Here is a 20217-nt window from a genome sequence, read left to right as displayed (position 1 = left end):
CGTCAACCGCTGTCAGTTGGCCGTGGCGACTCCACGGCGCACCTTGTCCGCGTGGTCCAACGAACGTAGGTCGATGCCCTTCGTCTCACGGACGAACATCAGGGCGATGAACGAGACGACGGCCGCGACGAGAAGATACACAGCGATCGGGATCGACGAACCGGTCGCATTGAGCAGCGCGGTGGCGATGATCGGAGCGAAGGATCCGGCAACGATGGCGGTCACCTGGTAACCGGTCGATACACCGGAGTTGCGCATCCGGGTCGGGAACATCTCAGACATGATCGCCGGCTGGCCGGCGTACATGAGCGCGTGGAAGACGAGTCCGATGAGCAGACCGAGGAAGATCATGACGCCGCTGCCGGTGTCGTACATCGGGAAGGCGAAGAAGCCCCAGGTGGCGGTGAGCACGATGCCCACGCCGTAGGGAAGCTTGCGTCCGATCCGGTCGGTGGCCGCACCGACGACGGGCACGAGCACCGCGTGGATCGCGTGTGCGCCGAGGAGCAGACCGAGGATCTCCGCCGATTCGATTCCCACTTGAACAGACAGATACGTGATCGAGAAGGTCACCACGAGGTAGTAGTGGATGTTCTCGACGAAACGCAGACCCATGGCCGCGAAGACCTCGCGCGGGTAACGCTTGAACACCGCCTTGACGCCGTAGTCAACGCCCTCTTCGATCTCTTGGGACTGAACCTCATCGAAGATCGGTGCGTCGGAGACACGGGTGCGGATGTAGTAGCCGATGAGGACGATGACGGCCGAGAGCCAGAACGACACCCTCCAGCCCCACGACAGGAAGTGCTCCTCGGTCAGTGTTGCAGTGAGGATAAACAGCACCGCGGTGGCCAGGAGGTTGCCCAGAGGCACACCGGACTGGGGGAATGAGGACCAGAATCCGCGTTCCTTGTTCGGTGCGTGTTCGGCCACGAGGAGGACGGCACCGCCCCATTCGCCGCCGACTGCGAATCCCTGGACGACGCGTAGCAGCACGAGCAGGATGGGCGCCAGGTATCCGATCTGGTCGAAGGTCGGCAGGCAGCCCATCAGGAAGGTCGCCGCGCCGACGAGGACGATCGAGAGCTGGAGCAGCTTCTTGCGGCCGTATTTGTCACCGAAGTGGCCGAAGACTATGCCGCCGACGGGTCGGGCGATGAACCCGACCGCGTAGGTCGCGAAGCCCGCGAGGATCGGGGTCAGCGGGTTGTCCGACGGCGGAAACAGGATGTGGTTGAACACCAGGGTGGCGGCCGAACCGTAGAGGAAGAATTCATACCACTCGACGACCGTTCCGGCCATCGAGGCGGCGACGACCTTACGCAGCTGCGCGCGGACCGACTTCCTCTCGGCATTGTTCTGGGAACTCATGTGACTCCTTCGATTCCACGATCCGCGTCACCGTTGAATGCGCGGATCGACTGGCTGTGGCGTCGCAGACGGGTGAGAACGGTGATCCCGGACAGCTTCGATGCGGCCTCGGATCAGCGGAGCCCAGGGGCGTCGGCGACGTCCGGATAAATATGATCCATGCAACAGTCTGCGCCATGGTCGCTGGTTTTTCGCGCCGAAAGGGGAAGAATCCGAGAATTTCCTGTGCATATTCCCGCACATCCGATGTGCACGCCGGGCACTTTACAACTCTGAGAACGGCCTCGGCGACATCGGTCAGGTTCACCCCTCGTGCCCGGAGAGGTTAACGACCGGGGAGGTCAACGATCAGTGAGGTCAACGACCGCGAAAGTCAGCGACCGCGGTTTTGGCCGGACTTCGCGTCGCGGCCTGCCATCGAGGCGAGCATATCGTTGTAGGCGCGCAGCTCGGCGTCGTCGCTCCGAGCTTCCCGGCGATCGATTCGCTTGGCCTCACGATCGGAGGACTTCGACCACTGCACGGCGACCATGATCGCGATGAAGAGGGTCGGGATCTCACCGATTCCCCACGCGACGCCTCCCCCGAGCTGCTGGTCCTCGATCGCGGTGTAGCCCCAGTCGGCGCCGATGTTGCCGAACCAGTCGCCTTCGATGAGGACGTTCGAGCTCATGATCGAGATTCCGAAGAAGGCGTGGAATGCCATGGTGATGAGCAGCATGAGCAGCCGCATCGGATAGGCCGGTCGTTTGACCCCGGGGTCGATGCCGATGAGCGCCTGTCCGAACAGATATCCGGCGCCGAGGAAGTGCATGATCATCAGCTCGTGGCCGATGTGCGTCTCGAGCGCGTACTGCATGATGCCCGAGTAGTAGAAGATGATGAGCGAACCGGCGAAGTTCACGCTGGCGACGATCGGGTTCGCGAAGAACCGCAGATAGGGGGTGTGGACGAGCCACAGCACCCATTCGCGGATGCCCCTCGACCCGTCCGTGCGCGCCGCGGTTCCGCGCATGAGCATCGTGATCGGTGCGCCGAGGACCATCGGCAGGGGCACGACCATGACCAGGAGCATGTGCTGGATCATGTGTCCGGAGAACTGCACCTCCCCGTACACTCGCACCCCGCCCGAGGTCACGTAGACGAGCAAGATCATGCCGACCAGCCAGCTGATCAGGCGCAGCACCGGCCAGGAATCGCCTCGGCGGCGAAGCTGGACGAAGGCGTAGATGTAGGCGATGGAGGCACCGGCGGCGACCGCAATCCACAGGGGATCGATCGACCACTCGGTGAAGTATCGAGCGAAGTTGGGCGCCGGGGGCAGCGGGTCTCCGGTGAGGATCTCGGCGGGAGTGGGATCTCCGACCGGTTCCTGTGACACCGGTGGCTGGGAGCGGGCCAGAGCGACGGCCAGCCCCATGGTCGCACCGAAGATGACGAATTCGACGAGGATGAGCCGCCAGAATTCCCGGGCGGCCGAGGCGGCTTCGCCCAGACGTCGGATGACGAACTGCCGATGCCAGAAGCCGATGAGGCCGAGCAGAACGGTCGCGAAGGCCTTGGCGATGATGACCTGTCCGTAGGAGGTCATCCAGTCGTCGAGGCTGTGCACGCGCAGCAGCGAGTTGACGACGCCGGAGAAGGCGACGAGCCCGAAGGAGACGAGGGCGAAGGTCGAGTAGCGTTCGACCACCGTCCGCAGGTGGGACGAACGCGCGAGCCGGGTGCCGAGCAGGGCGATGACGAAGAGGCCGCCGAGCCAGATGGTCACGCCGAGGAGGTGGAGGCCGAGGCTGTTGACGGCCTGAGTGTGCCCCGAGGCTTCGGCCGAGTGGCCCATCAGCGCCAGCGGGATCATCACGCCGACGCCGAGTACACCGGCCGCGGCGATGCCGAGGAAGGACCGCGTCCCGAAGCACAGGGTCGAAGCCACGGCGATGAGGACGACGATGAGCACCCACAGCTGTCCGTAGGCGATCTGAGTGAGGAACACGCCCAGCTGGTTGGAGAAGTCGAGATAGGCCTGGGCGCCGACGGTGTCGACGAAGGAGAAGACGAGCACGGCCACCGCGGAGATCGTCCACACGACCGAGGACACCTCGGCGATCTTCAGAGACTTCTCCCACAGCGGCTCAAGGGGCGGTTCCGATGCCCCGCCCGTGGGCTTGCGCCGACCGCCGCGACCCTGGGTACGGGGCAGGATAAGGAGTGCGAACATCAGGGCGCCGAGAGTCAGCGACATCGCGAGGTTGAAGATGAACTTCGCGGCCGGCAGGCCGAACTTCACGAGCGGGCCGGGGTCGTTGAGCAGCGTCGCCTCGGCGGCACCGGTGAAGAACAGAGCAGCCAACCCGACGATGAGTCCGAGGATGACGACGATCGGCACGGCGGCGCGGGCCGCGAACCGTGTGACCGGCTCGAAGATTGGAGAGCTCACTGACCGCCTACCGCACCTTCATTCATGGTTCAAGAGTATCGCCCGGTCCTGAGGCTCAGCCAACCGGAGGCCCGGGACGTGGCCGAGATCTCGACGGACCGCCTCGGCGGGGACAGCAAATGGCCCGGACCAAACGGTCCGGGCCATTCGACGCTGATGCGCGAAGATCACTTCGGGCTGCCTGCGGCACCCTTCAGCTTCGAACCAGCGGACAGCTTCACGGAGTAGCCGGCCTTGATCTGGATCTCTTCACCGGTCTGCGGGTTGCGACCCTTGCGAGCGGCACGCTCGGTGCGCTCAACGGAGAGCCAGCCGGGGATGGTGAGCTTTTCGCCCTTGGCGACGACGTCGGAGAAGACATCGAAGACACCATCGAGAACATCCGAGACCTGCTTCTGGGTCAGGCCGGACTTCTCAGCAACTTCTACAACGAGCTCACTGCGGTTCTTAGCCATAAAAGTGTCCTCCTTAGGACAAGTCGGTCGGTTACCGGTCCGTTTTTCCGATAACGAACTTCCTCGAGATTACCAGCTTGACTTCGTGATTCCTGGCAACTCGCCGTTGTGCGCCATTTCGCGGAAGCGAACTCGGGAGAGTCCGAACTTCCGGAGATAGCCGCGCGGGCGGCCGTCGACCTGGTCGCGGTTGCGCAGGCGAACAGGCGAAGCATCGCGAGGAAGCTTCTGCAGTCCGAGGCGAGCCTCTTCACGCTGCTCGTCGGTGCTGTCAGGGTGGGTGAGCTGACGCTTCAGAGTCGCGCGGCGCTCTGCATAGCGTTCAACAATGACGCGACGCTGCTTGTCGCGGGCGATCTTTGACTTCTTAGCCATGTGCGCTCAGCGCTCCTCTCGGAAATCGACGTGCTTGCGGACTACGGGATCGTACTTCTTGAGCACGATGCGGTCCGGGTTGTTGCGGCGGTTCTTGCGGGTCACGTAGGTGTACCCGGTGCCGGCGGTCGATTTGAGCTTGATGATGGGACGAACATCCTGGGCCTTAGCCATCAGAGCTTCACTCCCTTAGCGATCAGTTCGGTGACCACGGCGTCGATACCGCGCACGTCGATGACCTTGATGCCCTTGGCGGACACGGTCAGCGTGACGTTGCGACGCAGAGACGGAACGTAGTAGCGCTTTTTCTGAATATTCGGGTTGAAGCGACGCTTGGTGCGGCGCTTCGAGTGGGACACATTGTGTCCGAAACCGGGGACTGCCCCGGTGACCTGGCAGGTTGCTGCCATGACTCTCCTCCAGTTCACAAGTTACCGACTCTCGAAACAAGCTCGTGCGCAGGGACCTGACGTGCATGTCCCTCGCCCGCTTGCGCCGATGTCGGAAGACATCAACAAATTTTCGCGATTGCTGCCCGGTCGGACCGCGGTGTGCTGTCCGGCCGATGTCGGACTGCCGTCCGACTCGCCCCGAGCGGATGCTCGGCACGCGGCGTTCGCAATGAAAATTGTGTACGCCAAAACAGGTTTGCCCGTTTGGGCGAGATGTCTCACCAGCGCTGAAGCCGTAGCCTGTGAGAGATTGGCCGAAGCTGGAGTGCAGCGGTGGGTGAGCACCATGTCGGTCGCGGCAGATCGATCGAGGATCTCTTTGTCACGACACAACAGACACCAATCTTAGAGAGAAACCCGGGTTCAGAGCAAATTCACCCGGGTCCGCAACAGTAGGTTCTTCGTCACGGTTCTCCATCCCGGGCCGGCTTCGTTCTCGGGGTCTGCTTCCGCGCGGATTCGGGGACGAGGCACTTTCACAGCATGGTCGGAGCCGACTGTGCGGATGACGCAGTAGGATTTCGTCGGCAACGTCTCCTGCCGGCGGTCGTGTTGATCGCCCGCCGATCTCGTGCCAAGGTAAGAAGATGATTGCCACCACATCTGGCACTCAGGAGGACCGATGAGCGACGTTCCACCGAGGCCGCGAATTCGTCCGGCGACAAGTGATGACTGGCAGAAGGATCATAGCGATCGTGCTGGTCAGGCCCAGTCCGAACGGGCCGCCCAGGCTCCGTCGCAGGGACAGGATGCGGGTTCGAACGCACCCGATTTCGATCGGTCCACCTACTACGAGTACATCGAACGCCACACCGGCGAGCAGTCCGTGTCGAAGGCACGTTCGGGAAATGTCTTCGCTCCCGCCGGGAGTTCTCCCTTCCCTGACCGCTACGCGGCCCAGGGCGGCTCCGACCATGGCGCTGGTGCTCTTCAGCGGGACCGGACTGGAGCCTCGAGAGCAGCCGACGGCTCGGCCCCCTATGCTCCACAGGTCGACTTCGGACCGGAAGGTCCGGTATCCCGGTCCGGTCAGTTCCCTCAGGTCGCTTCGGCCGATGGTCCGTCGAAGAGGGGCAACGGCCTCACGATCGCGGTCGTCGTCATTGCGATGATCATGATCCTGGCGCTCGTAGCCTTCTTCGGGATCCGTTGGCTGGCTCCTTCCTCGGGCACCGTGCCGGTCGATGTCGGCGAGGAGTCGAACTCCGCGTCGTCGCCGTCACCGTCCGATACTCTTGTCCAGCCCTCGGCCAGCCCCGAGGACAGACTCGATGAGTACACGGAGGCCGGTACCGAGAAGGCCGCCGACCTCGAAGGACAATGGGTCACGCAGGTCAGTGCCAAGGATGTCGGCCTGGAGGCCGACGGCAAGACCTGGTCCGCTCAGGACATCCTCGACGAGTTCGAGGCCAACCGCGTGAAGTATCCCGGCTCGATCCTCATTCGCAGCGGCGACTGGGGCTCCTACAAAGACGGCGACTACGTGGTCACCATCATCGACACCCCCTACAGCGAGCCCGAACCCGCCCTCGACCAGTGCCGGTCCTGGGGTCTCGACCGCGACCACTGCCTGGCCAAGCGACTGGTCAAGGACGGCAGCCCGAAGGACAACAGCGCCTACCTCGACGAGTAGGGCCTCGACGAGGTAGGCGCTGCGCGACCTCAGGCCAGCAGCAGCGTGGGGTCCGCGAGGCCGCGGCCGACGTCGGCGAGGAACTTCGAGATGATCTCGCCATCGACGACGCGGTGATCGGCGCTGACGGACAGCGTCGTGATCTCGCGCGGGACGATCTCATCATCGACGACCCAGGGCTTCTTCCGCACCTGACCGAAGGCGAGGATCGCGGCCTCACCCGGGTTGATGATCGGAGTGCCCGCATCGACGCCGAAGACGCCGACGTTCGTGATCGTGATCGTTCCGCCGGCTTGGTCGGCCGGCGGCGTCTTCCCGGAGCGCGCCAGGGCGGTCAGCTCCTGGATGCCCTGGGCCAGTTCGGTCAGCCCCATCGTGTGGGCGTTCTTGATGTTCGGCACGATCAGCCCGCGCGGGGTGGCCGCCGCGATGCCGAGGTTGACGTACTTCTTGACCAGAATGTCATCGCCGTCGAGGCACGAGTTGATCCGCGGATTGCGGGCAACGGCCCAGGCCACAGCCTTGGCGACGATGAGAAGCGGGGACACCTTGATGTCCTCGCCGAGGAACTTCGTGGCCTTCAGTCGGCGTACGAAGGCCATCGTCTCGGTGACGTCGACATCGACGAACTCGGTGACGTGGGGCATCGTGAACGCGGAGTCGACCATGGCCTTGGCCATCATCTTCGTCACGCCCTTGAACGGGATCCGCTCTTCGAGCTCGCCCGCAGTCAGCCCCGCCGAGGCGGTCGCCGGTGCCGCTGCTCCGGCAGGTGCCGCGGTGGTCTCTGCGGCCCCGGTTCCCTCGGCCGCCGCCTGGACATCGGCGCGGGTGACTTCGCCGCGCGCACCGGTGGGTGCGATGGAGCCGAGGTCGAGGCCGAGGTCCTTGGCGAGCTTGCGCACGGGCGGCTTCGCCAGGGGTTTGCCCGCCGAGGCGGACGATCCGGCCGACGCCGAGGCGGCGGGCTGTGCGTTCGGTTCTGCGACAGCGGCAGCCGGTGCCGCAGTCTGCGGGGCAGGAGCCGCGGGTGCGGGAACACCCGCGCCCTTGCGGGGACGCCGCTTCGAGGACGTGGCCCTGGCCCCATAGCCGACAAGGGTGGCGCCGCCGTCGGCATCATCCGTCGCCGGAGCCGAGACATCGGCAGCCGAGCCGCTTGCGGACCCGGACGCATCGGCGGCACTGTCGGCCGCCTCCGCGCCGGGACCGGCGGACTCACCGGCATCATCGGCACCGCCGAAGCGGATGATCGGGGTGCCCACCTCGACGGTCTGCCCTTCTTCAACGAGGAGCGCACCGACGGTGCCCGCCTGCGGGCTGGGCAGTTCGACGAGTGACTTCGCGGTCTCGATCTCGACGAGGATCTGGTTGACGGTCACGGTGTCGCCGGCGGCGACCTTCCAGGACACGATATCGGCTTCGGTCAGGCCCTCGCCGACGTCAGGAAGCGGAAATTCGAATGACAAGTCTGCTCTCCTCGAGTCAGTAGGCCAGGGCTCGGTCGACACCGTCGAAGATGCGATCGAGATCGGGCAGGTAGTGTTCTTCCATCCTCGAGCCCGGGTAGGGCGTGTGATAGCCGCCGACCCGAATGACGGGGGCCTCGAGGTTGAAGAAGCAGCGTTCGGAGATGCGGGCGGCGATCTCGGAGCCCAGACCGAGGAAGGTCGGGGCCTCGTGGGTGACCACGAGCCGACCGGTCTTCTTCACGGACTTCTCGATCGTCGCGAAGTCGATCGGGTTGAGGCTGCGGAGGTCGATGAGTTCGACGCTCTTGCCCTCGTCGGCGGCCGCGGCCACGACGTCAGTGGCCGTCGGCATGAGCGGGCCGTAGGCCACGAGTGTGACGTCGGTGCCTTCCGAGACGACTCGGGCATCGTGCATGCCCAGTCCGCCGCGGTCGCTCGTGTCGACGTCACCGCGTTGCCAGTAGCGGCGCTTGGGTTCGAAGAACATCACCGGGTCGTCGCTCTTGATCGCATCCTGGATCATCCAGTACGCGTCATGGGCGTTCGACGGGGAGATCAGGCGCAGGCCCGCATGGTGGGCGAACACGGTCTCGGGGCTCTCCGAGTGGTGTTCGGGTGAGCCGATGCCGCCGCCGTAGGGCACGCGGATGACCATCGGGATGCGTTCCTTGCCCAGGGTGCGGTTGTACAGCTTCGAGACCTGGGTGACGATCTGGTCGTAGGCCGGGAAGATGAAGGCGTCGAACTGGATCTCGATGACCGGGCGGTAGCCGCGGATGGCCATGCCGATCGAGGTGCCGACGATGCCGGATTCGGCCAGCGGCGAGTCGATGACCCGCTGCGGTCCGAAGTCCTTCTGCAGGCCTTCGGTGACGCGGAAGACGCCGCCGAGCTTGCCGATGTCCTCACCGATGAGGACGACCTTCGGGTCGTCCTCCATGGCTTTGCGCATTCCGGCGGTGATCGCCTTCGAGAGGGGAAGTTTCTCCATCAGGCCTCACCTGCATCGGCGAACGAGGCGCGGTACGCGAGGAATTCCGCACGTTCCTCATCGACGAGCGGGTGGGGCTCGGAGGTGACATGAGCGAACATCTCGATCGCGTCGGGGTCCTCCATGGTCATGCAGTTGTGGCGGATGCGGGCGGCCAGGGTATCGGCCTCGGCGTCCACCTCGGCGAAGAACTCTTCGCTGGTTTCGGTGTGCTTGTCGAGGTAGGCCTTGAGGCGGGTGATCGGGTCGCGATCCTCCCAGATCTCCTCCTCGGCCTTGTCCCGGTACTTCGTCGGGTCATCGGCGGTGGTGTGGGCGCCGCGACGGTATGTGAAGGCTTCGATGAGCATCGGCCCGTTGCCGGCGCGCACGGAGTCGAGGCTGGCCCGGGCCACGGAGTACATCGCGATGATGTCGTTGCCGTCGACGCGGATGCCGGGCACGCCGAATCCCTCGCCGCGCTTGCACAGCGGGGCCGCGGTCTGGACGTGGGTGGGTTCGGAGATCGCCCACTGGTTGTTCTGGCAGAAGAACAGGACGGGAGCGTGGAAGGCTCCGGCGAAGGTCAGGGCCTCGGACACATCACCCTGCGAGCTGGCGCCGTCGCCGAAGCAGGCGATCGCCACGGTGTCGCGTTCGATGTCACCGGTGCCGACGTCGCCGTCCATGCTCACACCCATGGCGTAGCCGGTGGCGTGCAGGGTCTGCGAGCCGATGACGATGGTGTAGGTGTGGAAGCGGTGCTCCTGTGGATCCCAGCCGCCGTGGTTCTGGCCCCGGAAGATGCTCAGCAGAGTCTCGGGTTCGACGCCGCGGGTGTAGGCGAGGCCGTGTTCGCGGTAGGTGGGGAAGACGAAGTCTTGGGTTCGGGCCGCGCGTCCCATGCCGATCTGGGCCGCTTCCTGGCCGAACATCGGTGCCCACAGGCCGAGCTGTCCCTGTCGCTGCAGGGCCGCTCCCTCGGCATCGATGCGGCGCACCAGAACCATGTCGCGGTAGAAGCCGCGCAGATCCTCATCGGTGAGTTCTGCGGCGAAGGCGTCGTACTCGCCGGATTCGACGCGGTTGCCGTCTTCCGTGAGCATCTGGATCATCCGGGGCTCCGAGGACTGACTGTGGGCAGTACCGGTTCCCACTGAAATGTTGGAGGTCATTTCAGTTCTCCTTTGTTCGAGGTCCGTTCGCACTGGAGGTGACCAGTGGGTGGACTATGTAGGTCGGACGGGCCCTCTGATGGGAGAACTCGCCCTCGAGTGATGTGATTCACAGGTAATACCACGATACCGAATCCACTCACTGCATGCCACATCGACTATGCGGTTCGAGCGCCAATTGTGCTGGTCAGGATCACTCTATGGGTCGCCGCCGCCAGCTGTGCCACTGTTCCAAAGGCCTGAGCTGGGAATTGTCGATTCCGGCAGAGTTCCTCCATCGTCCGACCAATGCACGTCCGAGGACTTCTCCCCCACCGGCACCGAGGCAGTCACCGGGTCCGATCCGCATCCGGCGCCGAGGTTGTCGACCGGTCCGAATCCCCTGCCCCCGCGCGCCGAGGCGGCGGCGAGATCCGCGCGGCCGCCTCGGCGGGGTGACGCGATCAGCTGTGCTTGCGTCTGCCCTGGTAGTCCCGTGTCTCCTTGATATCGCCGGAGAAGAACCCCGAATTGTTCGCGGTGAAGCGGTTGAAGGCGGGTTGCCCGGCGCGGAGCAGGAGTCCGATCGACGCGGCGTAGGCCGATGAGGAATGGGCGGCACCGGCCGAGGAGAACATCTCGTCGAGCTCCGCGTCGGTCTTGTCCGCCAGGTTCGGGGCGTCACGGAGCTGATCGGGGTCGTAGTCGACGGTGACGGTCGACCAGTGGTCGGCATCGGGGTTCTCCCCGCCGTCGAGATCGGGCACGAGGTCCTGTTCGTGTTCGATGGACAGGACGTCGATGCCTTCGTCGACGGGGAAATCGGAGATCGGTGCGCCCACGGTCATCAGCGCGGTGACGTTGACCTCGGCGAGGAAGGCCGAGTCGGCGGCCAGGGAGCCGGCGGTGATGCCGCCCTGCGAATAGCCGACGAGCATGACCTCGTCACCGTCGCCGATCCCGGCGTCGGCGATGGCCTGCCGGACCATCTCGCGCATCACCGTGTCGTTGCCGGCCATGCCCTGGACGTTCGTCGTCAGGTCGGTGGTGTTCTTGCCCGACTCCGGGGACCAGTCGGTGGTTGCAGGGACGTAGACGATGTAGCGGGTGGTGCCATCGGTGTCGACGATCTCCTCGATGCGCACCTGACCGGAGTCGGCGCCCCGGTGGCAGTTCGCCTCACGGATGTAGAGATCCTCGATGTCCTGCGGCGCCTTCTCATGGGCATCGGTCAGCCCTTTGGCCCTCCACACCTCTACGTCGGAGGGCAGGAGGAGTCCGAACATGTTCGCACCCGCCAGCACCCATGTCGTCATCGACCCGGAGTCGTGGGGCCAATAGGCGTGATCGGCATCCGTGTCGAGCAGCGTCGGCGGGAGTCCGACGAAGCCGATCACGATGCCCGGCAGCACGTGTTCGATGACGGCCCCGCTGACATCGGAGTTCTCGAACACGAGGGCGATGAACGCCTCCTTGAGACCGTCCTTGGCCTGGGAGAGGTCGATACCGAGATGTTTGGCGATGACATCGTCCAATCCGGTGGCATCGAGGACCTTCGCGCCGACGACGAGTGGGACGCCGATGCCGATCGCGACCGGGACGATGACGGGCAGGCTGATGGCGATGATTCGTCCGGTGGCGTAGCCGAGTGCGTCGAGCAGCCCGCCGAAGGTCTCGCTGATGCCCGCCTCGGCCTGCCGGTAGGCCAGAGCCGCGGCCCGGATCCCGAGCACGGTGGCCTCGAGCTCGACGAACACGAGCGCCGACTGATGCTGGAACAGGACCAGGCAGGCGTCGAGGTTGATCGCCGTGACCGGGGACGGAACCTGAGTGATCAGGGTGGCGAGGTCGAAGCCGGACAGGGACGCCTCTGTGGTCAGATCGCCGATGTCGACGACGATCGACTGGAGGGCGTCGCCGCTGCCCTCGGCCCTCTCATCGATCCTGATCCGCGGGCCGCCGTGCGTGCGGGAGTCGATCATCCCGGACCTCCGAGCGATGAGGTCCAGAGGCGGGCGAGGGTGGCCGTGAGCAGGGTCCGCACCGCGGCCTCTCCCGCGTCGGCCTCCGCTCCGACGGTGATCGTCTCTCCGCTGCGTTCGAGCACGGGCCTGCGCCAGGAACCGTCGACCCGGTGGAGGAACTCCATCCCCGCCTCCCGCGAATGACCGATATAGCTGAGGGTGAGCACGCAGTCGGCGTCGACGAGATCGGTGAGGTCGTCGACGACCTGCGTGATCTCTGCCGGGCCGATGCGTCGCAGCAGCTGATAGCCCGCGAATTCGACGAGGCCGTCGCCGCCCAGGGTGAGGACCGCCCGGCAGGAGTCGGCGCCGAGGCAGAGCGCGAGCTGAACGGTCTCCGTACCCGAGGTGACAACGATGGTGATGCGCGAGTGCGTGAGATTGAGGTCGGCCGCGAAGCCTGCCAACCAGGCGGAAAGGACGTCGAGACCGCGCGCCGACTGCTCCGGCGGCAGATCGAGGACCACTGTTTCGGTGCCGCCCGGCGCAGAGCGGCCCACGGGTTCGGTGCCGCCCGGCACGGAGCGGCCCGCGGGTTCGGGGACGCTATCGGGCAGGAATTCCGGCGGCCACAGGCAGCGGAGTCGTTCGGGCAGGCGCATCACCCGTCCGACATCGACGACGATCCAGTTCTCGGACGGTTGGCGGGTCATATCTGGATCCGTCCGCCCACGGAGACGACCTGCAGGTGGAGATCGTAGGCCTCGCCGACCTTGGCGGCCTTGTCCGAGAGAACGTCGATCGCCGAGGCACAGGAGACCAGCCGGTCGGCCACCACCGTGCCGGTCGGGGAATTCCAGACTTCGATCTGACGGCACGCCTGCGCGATCGCGCTCAGCAGTTCGGCCCGATGCCTCCATTCGTCTCGGTTGCGCGCCAGCTCATCGGTGATCACGTCATGCTCCTGCTCCTCGTCCGGTCACGGTCGGGTCGGTCCGACAATGCCTCCGCCTCCATGGCACCGGCCAGACCGATTCATTCGGCTCATTCGATCCAGTCGGTTCAGAGTAGAGAGGAGCGCGAGGCACAAGGAAGACCGGAGAATCGGGCTGTGGAAACCGGTCGAGCGTCCACAGGCTCCGAGCGGGAGAGTCGACTCATCGTCCACAGGTCAACGCCCGCAAGTCGACAGCACCTCCCCGAGGCGAGCGCAGACGCCAGACGGACGTGTTCCGCACCGGGTGCCGGCTCATGAGAAAATAGGGGCATGCCGACTGTTTCCCTTGCCGATATCACGCCCGCGATCGCCCTCGGACCTCTCGACGGCCGCTACCGCAAAGACGCTGCTGACCTGGTCGATCACCTCTCCGAAGCGGCTCTCAACCGGAACCGGATCCATGTCGAAGTCGAATGGTTCATCCACCTCGCGCAGAACTCCGTGATCGAGGGTGCGCGTCGTCTCAGCGATGACGAGGTCGAGGGACTGCGGTCCTTCGCCGCCGGCTTCGACGAGACCACCATCGCCACGCTCGCCGCTCACGAAGCCGTGACCGTGCACGACGTCAAGGCCGTCGAATACACAGTCAAAGAGGCCCTAGTCGAGATCGGCGCCGATGATCTCAGTGAGCTCGTCCACTTCTGCTGCACCTCCGAGGACATCAACAATCTCTCCTGGGCCCTCGGCATCAGGGGTGCCACGCTCGAGGTCTGGCTGCCTCGGGCGAAGGCGCTCATCGATGTGCTCGCCGAAACCGCCTCGGAACTGGCCGAGGTTCCCATGCTCGCTCACACCCACGGTCAGCCGGCGACGCCGACGACGATGGGCAAGGAGCTCGCCGTCTTCGTCCACCGCCTGCGCCGCCAATACGAGCGGATCGCCGGAGCCGAATTCCTGGGCAAGATCAACGGTGCCACCGGCACCTACTCCGCCCACCTGGCCGCGGTGCCCGGTGCCGATTGGCCGCGGATCGCGAAGACCTTCGTCGAGGACAGCCTCGGCCTGAGCTTCAATCCGCTGACCACGCAGATCGAAGCGCATGACTGGGATGCCGAACTGTTCGCCGACATCGCCCGGTTCAACCGCATCGCCCACAATCTGGCCACCGACATGTGGACCTACATCTCGATGAACTACTTCAAGCAGATCCCCGTCGCCGGAGCCACAGGCTCATCGACGATGCCGCACAAGGTCAATCCGATCCGCTTCGAGAACGCCGAGGCGAACCTCGAGCTCTCGTGCGCCCTGCTCGACTCGCTGGCTTCGACCCTGGTGACCTCGCGGATGCAGCGCGACCTCACCGACTCGACCTCGCAGCGCAACATCGGAGTCGCCTTCGGCCACTCCGTGCTGGCGCTGATTAACCTGGTCAAGGGCCTCAAGGCACTCGCCATCAATGAGGAGGCCCTGGCTGCCGATCTCGACGGGAACTGGGAAGTCCTCGGCGAGGCGATCCAGTCGGTCATGCGCGCCGCCGGCCTGCAGGGCGTGCCGGGCATGGAGAACCCCTACGAGAAGCTCAAGGAACTCACGCGCGGAAAGCGCATCGACCAGGCCGATCTGCGCAGCTTCGTCGCCGGTCTCGGCCTGCCGGAGACCGAGACCGAACTGCTGTCCGCCCTCACTCCGGCCAGCTACGTCGGCATCGCCGCCCAGCTGGCCGAGACCGAGGTCGCCGATTGGCGGGCCTACTCGGCCGACTGAGCCGACAGGTCAGGCCTGCCGAACGGACAAATCTGACTGGCCGGCTGCGCTCAGCGCCGATGGTCGACTGGCCCGTCGACGATCGACTCGCCGAAGGTCAGACCGGCTCAGGCCGGCACGAGGTGTTCGTCGCGGTCGCATTCGGCCAGGGTCTTGCTGCCCATGCTCCGGGCGAGGAACAGCGTGGGCACACCGGCGACGACGACGATGACGGTGGCGTAGATCGCCGGCGCCAGGGTGATGCCCGTGGAGCTCATCAGGGCCGTCGCAATGAGCGGTGAGAGCCCGCCGAAGAGCACGGTGGCGACGTTGTAGCCGATCGCCATTCCGGAGAAGCGGCTGGTGCCGGTGAACTGCTCGGGCACCATCGCCGCGGCCACGGCGCTCCACCCCGCGGCGGGGATTGCCAGGAACGCGCAGCCGGCGACGGCGACGGCCGCCGAGGTGTTGCTCAGCAGCACATAGGCCGGGATGGTGGTGAAGACGAAGACGACCATGAGCGCGGCCAGGGAGACCTTCCGCCCGAACCGGTCCGAGGCCAGTCCGAAGAACGGGGTGACGACGATCGCGACGACCGCGGCCACGGTGCCCAGGGCCAAGGTTCCGGAGTTCGGCACCTTCGCCACCTCTTCGATGTAGGTCGGCACGTAGGTGATGTTGAGGAAGTAGCTGACCGAACCGATCGAGGAGATGAGGAAGGCGACGAGGATCGCCCGGGGCTGCTCGAGGAAGGCGATGATCAGCGGCGAGCGCTGCAGGGCAGGGTCCTTCTTCTGCTCCGCCTGCTGCAGGCGTTTGAAGGTGTCGGTCTCCTCCATCATTCGGCGCAGCGGCACCATGAGGGCGGCGAGCACCGCTCCGAGGACGAAGAGCAGCCTCCATCCCCAGGAGTTCATCGCCTCGTCGGAGAGGGTATTGGCCAGCAGCGCTCCGGAGCCCACGGCCAGGAGCGCTCCGACCTCGCTGTTCGCGGCGGCCCAGCTGGCGGCCGCGCCGCGCTTGCCCGGCTTCGCAGATTCCATCAGGAAGACCATGATGCCCGTGTACTCTGCCCCCACGGAGAATCCGGACAGGCACCGGAAGAAGACCATGCCGACTCCGGCCCAGATGCCGATCGTTTCATAGGTTGGCATGAGCGCGATGCCGAGCATCGAGATCGCCATGAGCACCGCGGAGACGACAAGGGCCTGCTTGCGACCCACTCGATCGCCGAGGTGGCCGAAGACCATCGCGCCCAAGGGACGGAATAAGAATCCCGCCGCCCCAACACCGAGCGTGAGCAACAGCGAATCCGCCTGGTCGCCGAAGAATTGGGCCGTCAGGATCGTGGCCACATAGAAGTAGATCGAGAAGTCGTACCATTCGACGACCGTGCCGAAGGCGGCGACGAGCATCGAACGGCGGCGTCCCCGCTCCCGTTCGGGACTCAACGCGACTGGCTCACTCGAGGGATCGTGCGTGGACATCGGCACCTCCGATTCCGGGCGAAGGCTTCGCCCACTGCGCCGAGCGTACCAGCAGCCCAGGACACATTGCCGGAACTGGGTCGAAAGCACAGTGAGGACAGAGAGTTGCACAGCAGAGACAATTTTCATTACTGACCGGTAGCTCATGGGGCGTGTGATGGCTATGCTGACGAGCATGGAATCCGCGCCCGAGCCGCAGCCCCTGCACATCCCCCTCGACACCGGCGTCGCGCAGAGCCCCGGCACCCCCGAGAGACTCCACGCCTCCCCCGGCCGCCGCGCCGACTCTCAGATCGAAGGACACCTGCGGCTGCCAGAGAGCCCTCGGGTCGTGCTCACCATCCACCCGGCCACCGCCACGCCCGAGCGCTTCTACTCAGGCTTCGCCGACTTCGCGGCCTCCCGCGGTCTCGCCGTGGTCACCTACGGATATCGCGGGGTGGGCAGCTCCGCGTCTGCTCGCGCCAATCGTGACGTGCGGATGAGCGATTGGATGAGCGAGGACGTCGACGCCGTGGCCGAGTGGACGGCGCGGCGCTTCCCCGTACTGCCGCAGGTCGCCCTCGGGCACAGCCTCGGCGGACATGCCCTGGTCCTCGGTCACGGCACCGCCCGACTGAGCGGCATCGTCACCATCGCCTCGCATCGGGCAGCGACCCGTGACATCTCCCCGATGAGCGAACGACTCCGGGTGCATGCCATCCTGTCGTTGTTCGGCCCTGGCTTGAGCAGTCTGGTCGGCTTCGCTCCCGGCCGGAGGCTCGGTCTGGGCGAGAACATCCCGACTGCGGCGATGCGCCAATGGTCGCGGTGGTCCCGCATGCCCGACTACTTCTTCGACGAGAAGAGCCTGGGCGCCGCGGCCAGGATGGCGCGCATGCCCGTCCCGGTCCTCGCCGCCGGCGTCACCGACGACCCGTGGGCCTCGGTCGAGCAGATCGATGCCCTCGTCGAACGCCTCCTCAGCGCCGAGGTGACCCGTCGGACCTTCACCCCTGCCGATCTCGGCATGGCGAAGGTCGGCCACCATGGCCTCATGCGGCGCCGCGTCGGCGAAGCCGCCTGGCCCGAGATCGTCGACTGGCTTCTGAGGGTCAGCGCACAAGCTCGTGAAGGTCAGCACACGAGCCAGTGAGGATCAGCGCTCGTCCCTCTGACGGTCAGCGAAGGAGCCAGTGAAGGTCAGCGCACGTCGAACAGCGAATCGGTGAACCTGTTGCCGAACATCGCGGTCGGATCCGCCTCCGCCCGCAGGGCGCAGAAGTCGTCGAACCTGGGATAGAGTCCGCGCAGCTCGGCCGCCCCGAGCGTGTGGATCTTGCCCCAGTGCGGGCGGCCCCCGTGGGCTCGGAAGATGTCCTCGATGACGCGGAAGTATTCGGCGAAGTCGTCTTTGACGAAGCGGTGGACGGCGATGTACATCGTGTCTCGGCCGCTGGCCGTGGACAGCGGAACATCGTCGGCGGCGGCCGCGCGGACCTCGATCGGGAAGGAGATCGTCCACCCCTTCTCCTCGATGATCTCTCGGATCGCACGGATCACCTCGGCGCCGGAGGCGAAGGGCAGGGCGTACTCCATCTCATTGAACCGCACCCGCCGAGGCGTGACGAAGACATCATGGCCCGGTGCCCGATACGTCCTGTCCGAAACCGCGGACTGGGCGATCCTGTTGATGTGCGGGACGAGCCGGGGCAGCGCGGAGCCGAGCTCGACCGCGAGCCGCAGGGCCCCGTTCTCCACGATCTCCTTGTCGACGAAGTTGAGCACGGGGCTGCGGACCCCCGCCTCGGCGAGGTGGCCCGGGCCGATCTCACCGGGACCGACCCGGGTGTTCGTCTTGGTCAGCACGGTGTCGGTGTGAGGGAACCAGTAGAACTCGAAGTGATCGGCGCCGCGCATGCGCTTCTCGAGGCTCGCGAGCAGCTCGTCGAAGCCCCACACGCGCTCCTCGGCGATGAGGTCGAAGGCGGGCACGCACTGCAGCTCGATCTCCGTGATCACCCCGAGCACGCCGAGGCTGACCCGTGTCAGGTCGAAGACCTCGGGTTCGCGGGTCGCCGAGAGCTCCCGGACGCTGCCGTCGGGTCCCATCAGACTCAGCCCGGTGACGGTGCCGGCGAAACCGGTGAAGTCGAGTCCCGTGCCGTGGGTGCTCGTCGAGATCGCCCCGGCGAGCGCCTGCGGGTTGACGTCGCCCTGATTGGCCAGGGCGAGTCCGTAGGGGGCCAGCAGTCGGGGGATGTCACGCAGCCGGGTGCCGGCGTGGAAGCGCACCCGGCGGTTCGTCTCATCGACGGCGATGATCCCGTTCAGCCGGTCGAGGCTGACCATGACGTTCTCACCTGCGGCGACAGGGGTGAAGGAGTGTCCGGCTCCGAGCACGCGGACACGGTCTCCGGAGTCATTGGCGGCCCGGATGAGATCGGCCAGCTCCTGCGCCGAGGCGGGGGTGGCCATCGTGTGCGGGTGGGCATGGACATGACCCGACCAGTTCCGGAACCGGTGCCTGCGGCCGGCCCGCCTCGGATTCCCCTCGTTCACAGCACCAGCCCCTCTCCGCGGTAGGTCGACCAGGTCTCGACGATTCGCGAGCCCGAGACGACGATCAGATCATTGAAGTGTTCGGCCAGCTCTCCGGCCTTCGCATGGCGGAACCACACGAGATCCCCGATGCGAAGGTCCTCGGCACCCGCTCCGTGCAGGGGCGTCTGGACCTCCCCCGGGCCTTCGAGTCCGGAGTAGGCGAGGTCGGGCGGCCAGGCGATCGTCGGCAGGCGGTCGACGCCGGGGACTCCGGAGGCGATGAACCCACCCTTGAAGACCGTGACCCAGCCGGGTCCCGGCCGGCGCACGACGGGGGTGACGAAGTAGGCCGCGGGCTCGTGTCGGAAGCGGGTGTAGCCGTCGAAGAGGCCGGGTGAGAACAGGCCTGAGCCGGCGGCGAGTTCGCTCAGCGTGCCCTCGGCCGCACTGGATTCGAACGACCCGGTGCCGCCGCCGTTGACGAATTCGAGTTCGCCGAGGTCGCGGACCGCTGCGACGACGGCAGTGCGGCGCTTGGCGAGTTCGGCGATCGATCGCCTCTGCATCGCCCTGATCGCGGTCTGTCTGGGCGAGCGTCCCGCGTCGGCGGTGCCGGCGATCTGCCCTTCGTAGAACATCAGTCCGACGAGTTCGGCACCGGGGCGGGCATGCACCTGTTCGGCGAGCAGGGCGGCCGCCTCGGCGTCGCGAATCGGCGAGCGCCTGGCCCCGATGTGGACCCGATCCCCCAGCAGCCCCTCGCCGAGGCGGTAGGAGGAGTCGACGTCGATGCAGATGCGCACGCTCGCTCCCGCACCGCTGTCGGCTTCCCGGTCGGGAGCCTCCGCGGCGGCGAGCTCGGTTCTCACCTCGTCGATGATGTCGAGATGGGCGGTGCAGTCGATCATCAGGGTGATGTTCGCCGTCGCTCCCGCCTCGGCGAGCAGTGCCCGAATGCTCGCTCGGTCCACGCTCGGGTAGCCGAGGAGGATGTCCCGGATCCCCCGCGCGTGCAGGTTCAGGGCCTCCGGCAGGGAGTAGGTGAGTACGCCGGAATAGCCGGGCTGGGATAGGGCGCGCTCGATCGCGGCCGGGGTCCGCAGGGACTTCGTGGCGACCCTGATCGGCAGGCCGCGAGCGCGCAGCCGCAGGGTGTCGAGATTGGCGTCGAAGGCGTCTCGATCGAGTACGGCGGCGGGTGCGGCGAGACCTCTCAGCGCGTGACGCAGTTCACGTGACACCAT

The 20217-nt window shown here is 66.0% G+C and carries 18 protein-coding genes; 3 read left to right on the top strand and 15 right to left on the bottom strand.

All coding sequences use genetic code 11. The annotated features are described in order from the left end of the window. Nucleotides 1–12: 12 nt before the first annotated feature. The 6 genes from ACH82I_RS12430 to rpmB all read right to left on the bottom strand — a co-directional run bounded on the left by ACH82I_RS12430 (nucleotide 13) and on the right by rpmB (nucleotide 5048). The gene (locus ACH82I_RS12430; RefSeq protein WP_230746316.1) at nucleotides 13–1371 is read right to left on the bottom strand and encodes an MFS transporter; all 1359 of its coding nucleotides are present in this window, start codon (nucleotides 1369–1371) and stop codon (nucleotides 13–15) included. 373 nt (nucleotides 1372–1744) lie between these two features. After that, complete coding sequence (locus tag ACH82I_RS12425) at nucleotides 1745–3808, bottom strand: cytochrome c oxidase assembly protein (protein ID WP_413332977.1); 2064 nt, start codon at nucleotides 3806–3808, stop codon at nucleotides 1745–1747. Nucleotides 3809–3975: 167 nt separating this feature from the next. After that, on the bottom strand, nucleotides 3976–4263 hold the full coding sequence (locus ACH82I_RS12420) for an HU family DNA-binding protein (RefSeq protein ID WP_413332975.1): 288 nt from the start codon (nucleotides 4261–4263) through the stop codon (nucleotides 3976–3978). Between the two features lie 69 nt (nucleotides 4264–4332). Further along, nucleotides 4333–4638 (bottom strand): 30S ribosomal protein S14, encoded by a 306-nt coding sequence (gene rpsN, locus ACH82I_RS12415; protein ID WP_230746318.1) that lies wholly within the window; start codon nucleotides 4636–4638, stop codon nucleotides 4333–4335. A gap of 6 nt (nucleotides 4639–4644) precedes the next feature. Further along, nucleotides 4645–4812: a 50S ribosomal protein L33 gene (gene rpmG, locus ACH82I_RS12410; RefSeq protein WP_035756283.1), complete on the bottom strand. Its 168-nt coding sequence runs from the start codon at nucleotides 4810–4812 to the stop codon at nucleotides 4645–4647. Continuing rightward, on the bottom strand, nucleotides 4812–5048 hold the full coding sequence (rpmB, locus tag ACH82I_RS12405; protein ID WP_230746319.1) for a 50S ribosomal protein L28: 237 nt from the start codon (nucleotides 5046–5048) through the stop codon (nucleotides 4812–4814). The genes rpmG and rpmB overlap by 1 nt, the downstream gene beginning before the upstream one ends. A 664-nt stretch (nucleotides 5049–5712) precedes the next feature. Here rpmB and ACH82I_RS12400 point away from each other — a divergent pair. After that, complete coding sequence (locus ACH82I_RS12400) at nucleotides 5713–6723, top strand: protein kinase (protein ID WP_413332972.1); 1011 nt, start codon at nucleotides 5713–5715, stop codon at nucleotides 6721–6723. 29 nt (nucleotides 6724–6752) lie between these two features. On the opposite strand, the gene ACH82I_RS12395 is transcribed toward ACH82I_RS12400, so the two are convergent. The 6 genes from ACH82I_RS12395 to ACH82I_RS12370 all read right to left on the bottom strand — a co-directional run bounded on the left by ACH82I_RS12395 (nucleotide 6753) and on the right by ACH82I_RS12370 (nucleotide 13238). After that, entirely contained in the window at nucleotides 6753–8192 is a 1440-nt protein-coding gene (locus ACH82I_RS12395) for a dihydrolipoamide acetyltransferase family protein (protein ID WP_413332970.1), read from the bottom strand. A 16-nt stretch (nucleotides 8193–8208) separates the two neighbouring features. Next, the gene (locus tag ACH82I_RS12390) at nucleotides 8209–9186 is read right to left on the bottom strand and encodes an alpha-ketoacid dehydrogenase subunit beta (RefSeq protein ID WP_413332968.1); all 978 of its coding nucleotides are present in this window, start codon (nucleotides 9184–9186) and stop codon (nucleotides 8209–8211) included. Continuing rightward, nucleotides 9186–10340 carry a pyruvate dehydrogenase (acetyl-transferring) E1 component subunit alpha gene (gene pdhA, locus ACH82I_RS12385; RefSeq protein ID WP_413332967.1) on the bottom strand — a complete coding sequence of 385 codons (1155 nt, stop codon included), beginning with the start codon at nucleotides 10338–10340 and terminating at the stop codon, nucleotides 9186–9188. The genes ACH82I_RS12390 and pdhA overlap by 1 nt, the downstream gene beginning before the upstream one ends. A 443-nt stretch (nucleotides 10341–10783) precedes the next feature. Further along, nucleotides 10784–12301, bottom strand: a complete 1518-nt coding sequence (locus ACH82I_RS12380) for a hypothetical protein (RefSeq protein ID WP_413332965.1) — start codon at nucleotides 12299–12301, stop codon at nucleotides 10784–10786. Continuing rightward, nucleotides 12298–12996, bottom strand: coding sequence for a hypothetical protein (locus ACH82I_RS12375; protein WP_413332963.1), 699 nt, complete (start codon nucleotides 12994–12996; stop codon nucleotides 12298–12300). The genes ACH82I_RS12380 and ACH82I_RS12375 overlap by 4 nt, the downstream gene beginning before the upstream one ends. Next, nucleotides 12993–13238, bottom strand: coding sequence for a hypothetical protein (locus ACH82I_RS12370; protein WP_230746328.1), 246 nt, complete (start codon nucleotides 13236–13238; stop codon nucleotides 12993–12995). The genes ACH82I_RS12375 and ACH82I_RS12370 overlap by 4 nt, the downstream gene beginning before the upstream one ends. Before the next feature lie 312 nt (nucleotides 13239–13550). Between ACH82I_RS12370 and purB the strand changes: the two genes are divergently transcribed. Then, nucleotides 13551–14984, top strand: coding sequence for an adenylosuccinate lyase (gene purB, locus ACH82I_RS12365; RefSeq protein ID WP_413332960.1), 1434 nt, complete (start codon nucleotides 13551–13553; stop codon nucleotides 14982–14984). Nucleotides 14985–15091: 107 nt separating this feature from the next. Here the strand turns inward: purB and ACH82I_RS12360 are convergent, their stop codons facing one another. After that, entirely contained in the window at nucleotides 15092–16450 is a 1359-nt protein-coding gene (locus ACH82I_RS12360) for an MFS transporter (protein ID WP_230746332.1), read from the bottom strand. A 175-nt stretch (nucleotides 16451–16625) separates the two neighbouring features. Here ACH82I_RS12360 and ACH82I_RS12355 point away from each other — a divergent pair, with 175 nt between their 5' ends. Beyond that, entirely contained in the window at nucleotides 16626–17585 is a 960-nt protein-coding gene (locus ACH82I_RS12355) for a serine aminopeptidase domain-containing protein (RefSeq protein ID WP_413332958.1), read from the top strand. Between the two features lie 47 nt (nucleotides 17586–17632). Here ACH82I_RS12355 and ACH82I_RS12350 read toward each other — a convergent pair whose 3' ends face one another. Beyond that, on the bottom strand, nucleotides 17633–18991 hold the full coding sequence (locus ACH82I_RS12350; RefSeq protein WP_284934597.1) for a D-arabinono-1,4-lactone oxidase: 1359 nt from the start codon (nucleotides 18989–18991) through the stop codon (nucleotides 17633–17635). After that, nucleotides 18988–20217 (bottom strand): amino acid deaminase/aldolase, encoded by a 1230-nt coding sequence (locus ACH82I_RS12345; RefSeq protein ID WP_413332955.1) that lies wholly within the window; start codon nucleotides 20215–20217, stop codon nucleotides 18988–18990. Before ACH82I_RS12345 ends, ACH82I_RS12350 begins: the two co-directional genes overlap by 4 nt.

The organism is Brevibacterium sp. GP-SGM9 (assembly GCF_047300845.1).
Lineage (GTDB): Bacteria > Actinomycetota > Actinomycetes > Actinomycetales > Brevibacteriaceae > Brevibacterium.
The sequence above is the reverse complement of the archived record's forward strand: the minus strand, read 5'-3'. Positions and strand labels throughout refer to the sequence as shown.

What these genes read in the sequence shown, in the direction of transcription:
- ACH82I_RS12430 (WP_230746316.1), bottom strand. Translation starts at nt 1,371, where the DNA reads ATGAGTTCCCAGAACAATGCCGAGAGGAAGTCGGTCCGCGCGCAGCTG.
- rpsN (WP_230746318.1), bottom strand. Translation starts at nt 4,638, where the DNA reads ATGGCTAAGAAGTCAAAGATCGCCCGCGACAAGCAGCGTCGCGTCATT.
- purB (WP_413332960.1), top strand. Translation starts at nt 13,551, where the DNA reads ATGCCGACTGTTTCCCTTGCCGATATCACGCCCGCGATCGCCCTCGGA.
- ACH82I_RS12360 (WP_230746332.1), bottom strand. Translation starts at nt 16,450, where the DNA reads ATGTCCACGCACGATCCCTCGAGTGAGCCAGTCGCGTTGAGTCCCGAA.
- ACH82I_RS12380 (WP_413332965.1), bottom strand. Translation starts at nt 12,301, where the DNA reads ATGATCGACTCCCGCACGCACGGCGGCCCGCGGATCAGGATCGATGAG.
- ACH82I_RS12345 (WP_413332955.1), bottom strand. Translation starts at nt 20,217, where the DNA reads ATGGTGTCACGTGAACTGCGTCACGCGCTGAGAGGTCTCGCCGCACCC.
- rpmG (WP_035756283.1), bottom strand. Translation starts at nt 4,812, where the DNA reads ATGGCTAAGGCCCAGGATGTTCGTCCCATCATCAAGCTCAAATCGACC.
- pdhA (WP_413332967.1), bottom strand. Translation starts at nt 10,340, where the DNA reads ATGACCTCCAACATTTCAGTGGGAACCGGTACTGCCCACAGTCAGTCC.
- ACH82I_RS12420 (WP_413332975.1), bottom strand. Translation starts at nt 4,263, where the DNA reads ATGGCTAAGAACCGCAGTGAGCTCGTTGTAGAAGTTGCTGAGAAGTCC.
- ACH82I_RS12375 (WP_413332963.1), bottom strand. Translation starts at nt 12,996, where the DNA reads ATGACCCGCCAACCGTCCGAGAACTGGATCGTCGTCGATGTCGGACGG.
- ACH82I_RS12355 (WP_413332958.1), top strand. Translation starts at nt 16,626, where the DNA reads ATGGAATCCGCGCCCGAGCCGCAGCCCCTGCACATCCCCCTCGACACC.
- ACH82I_RS12400 (WP_413332972.1), top strand. Translation starts at nt 5,713, where the DNA reads ATGAGCGACGTTCCACCGAGGCCGCGAATTCGTCCGGCGACAAGTGAT.
- ACH82I_RS12390 (WP_413332968.1), bottom strand. Translation starts at nt 9,186, where the DNA reads ATGGAGAAACTTCCCCTCTCGAAGGCGATCACCGCCGGAATGCGCAAA.
- rpmB (WP_230746319.1), bottom strand. Translation starts at nt 5,048, where the DNA reads ATGGCAGCAACCTGCCAGGTCACCGGGGCAGTCCCCGGTTTCGGACAC.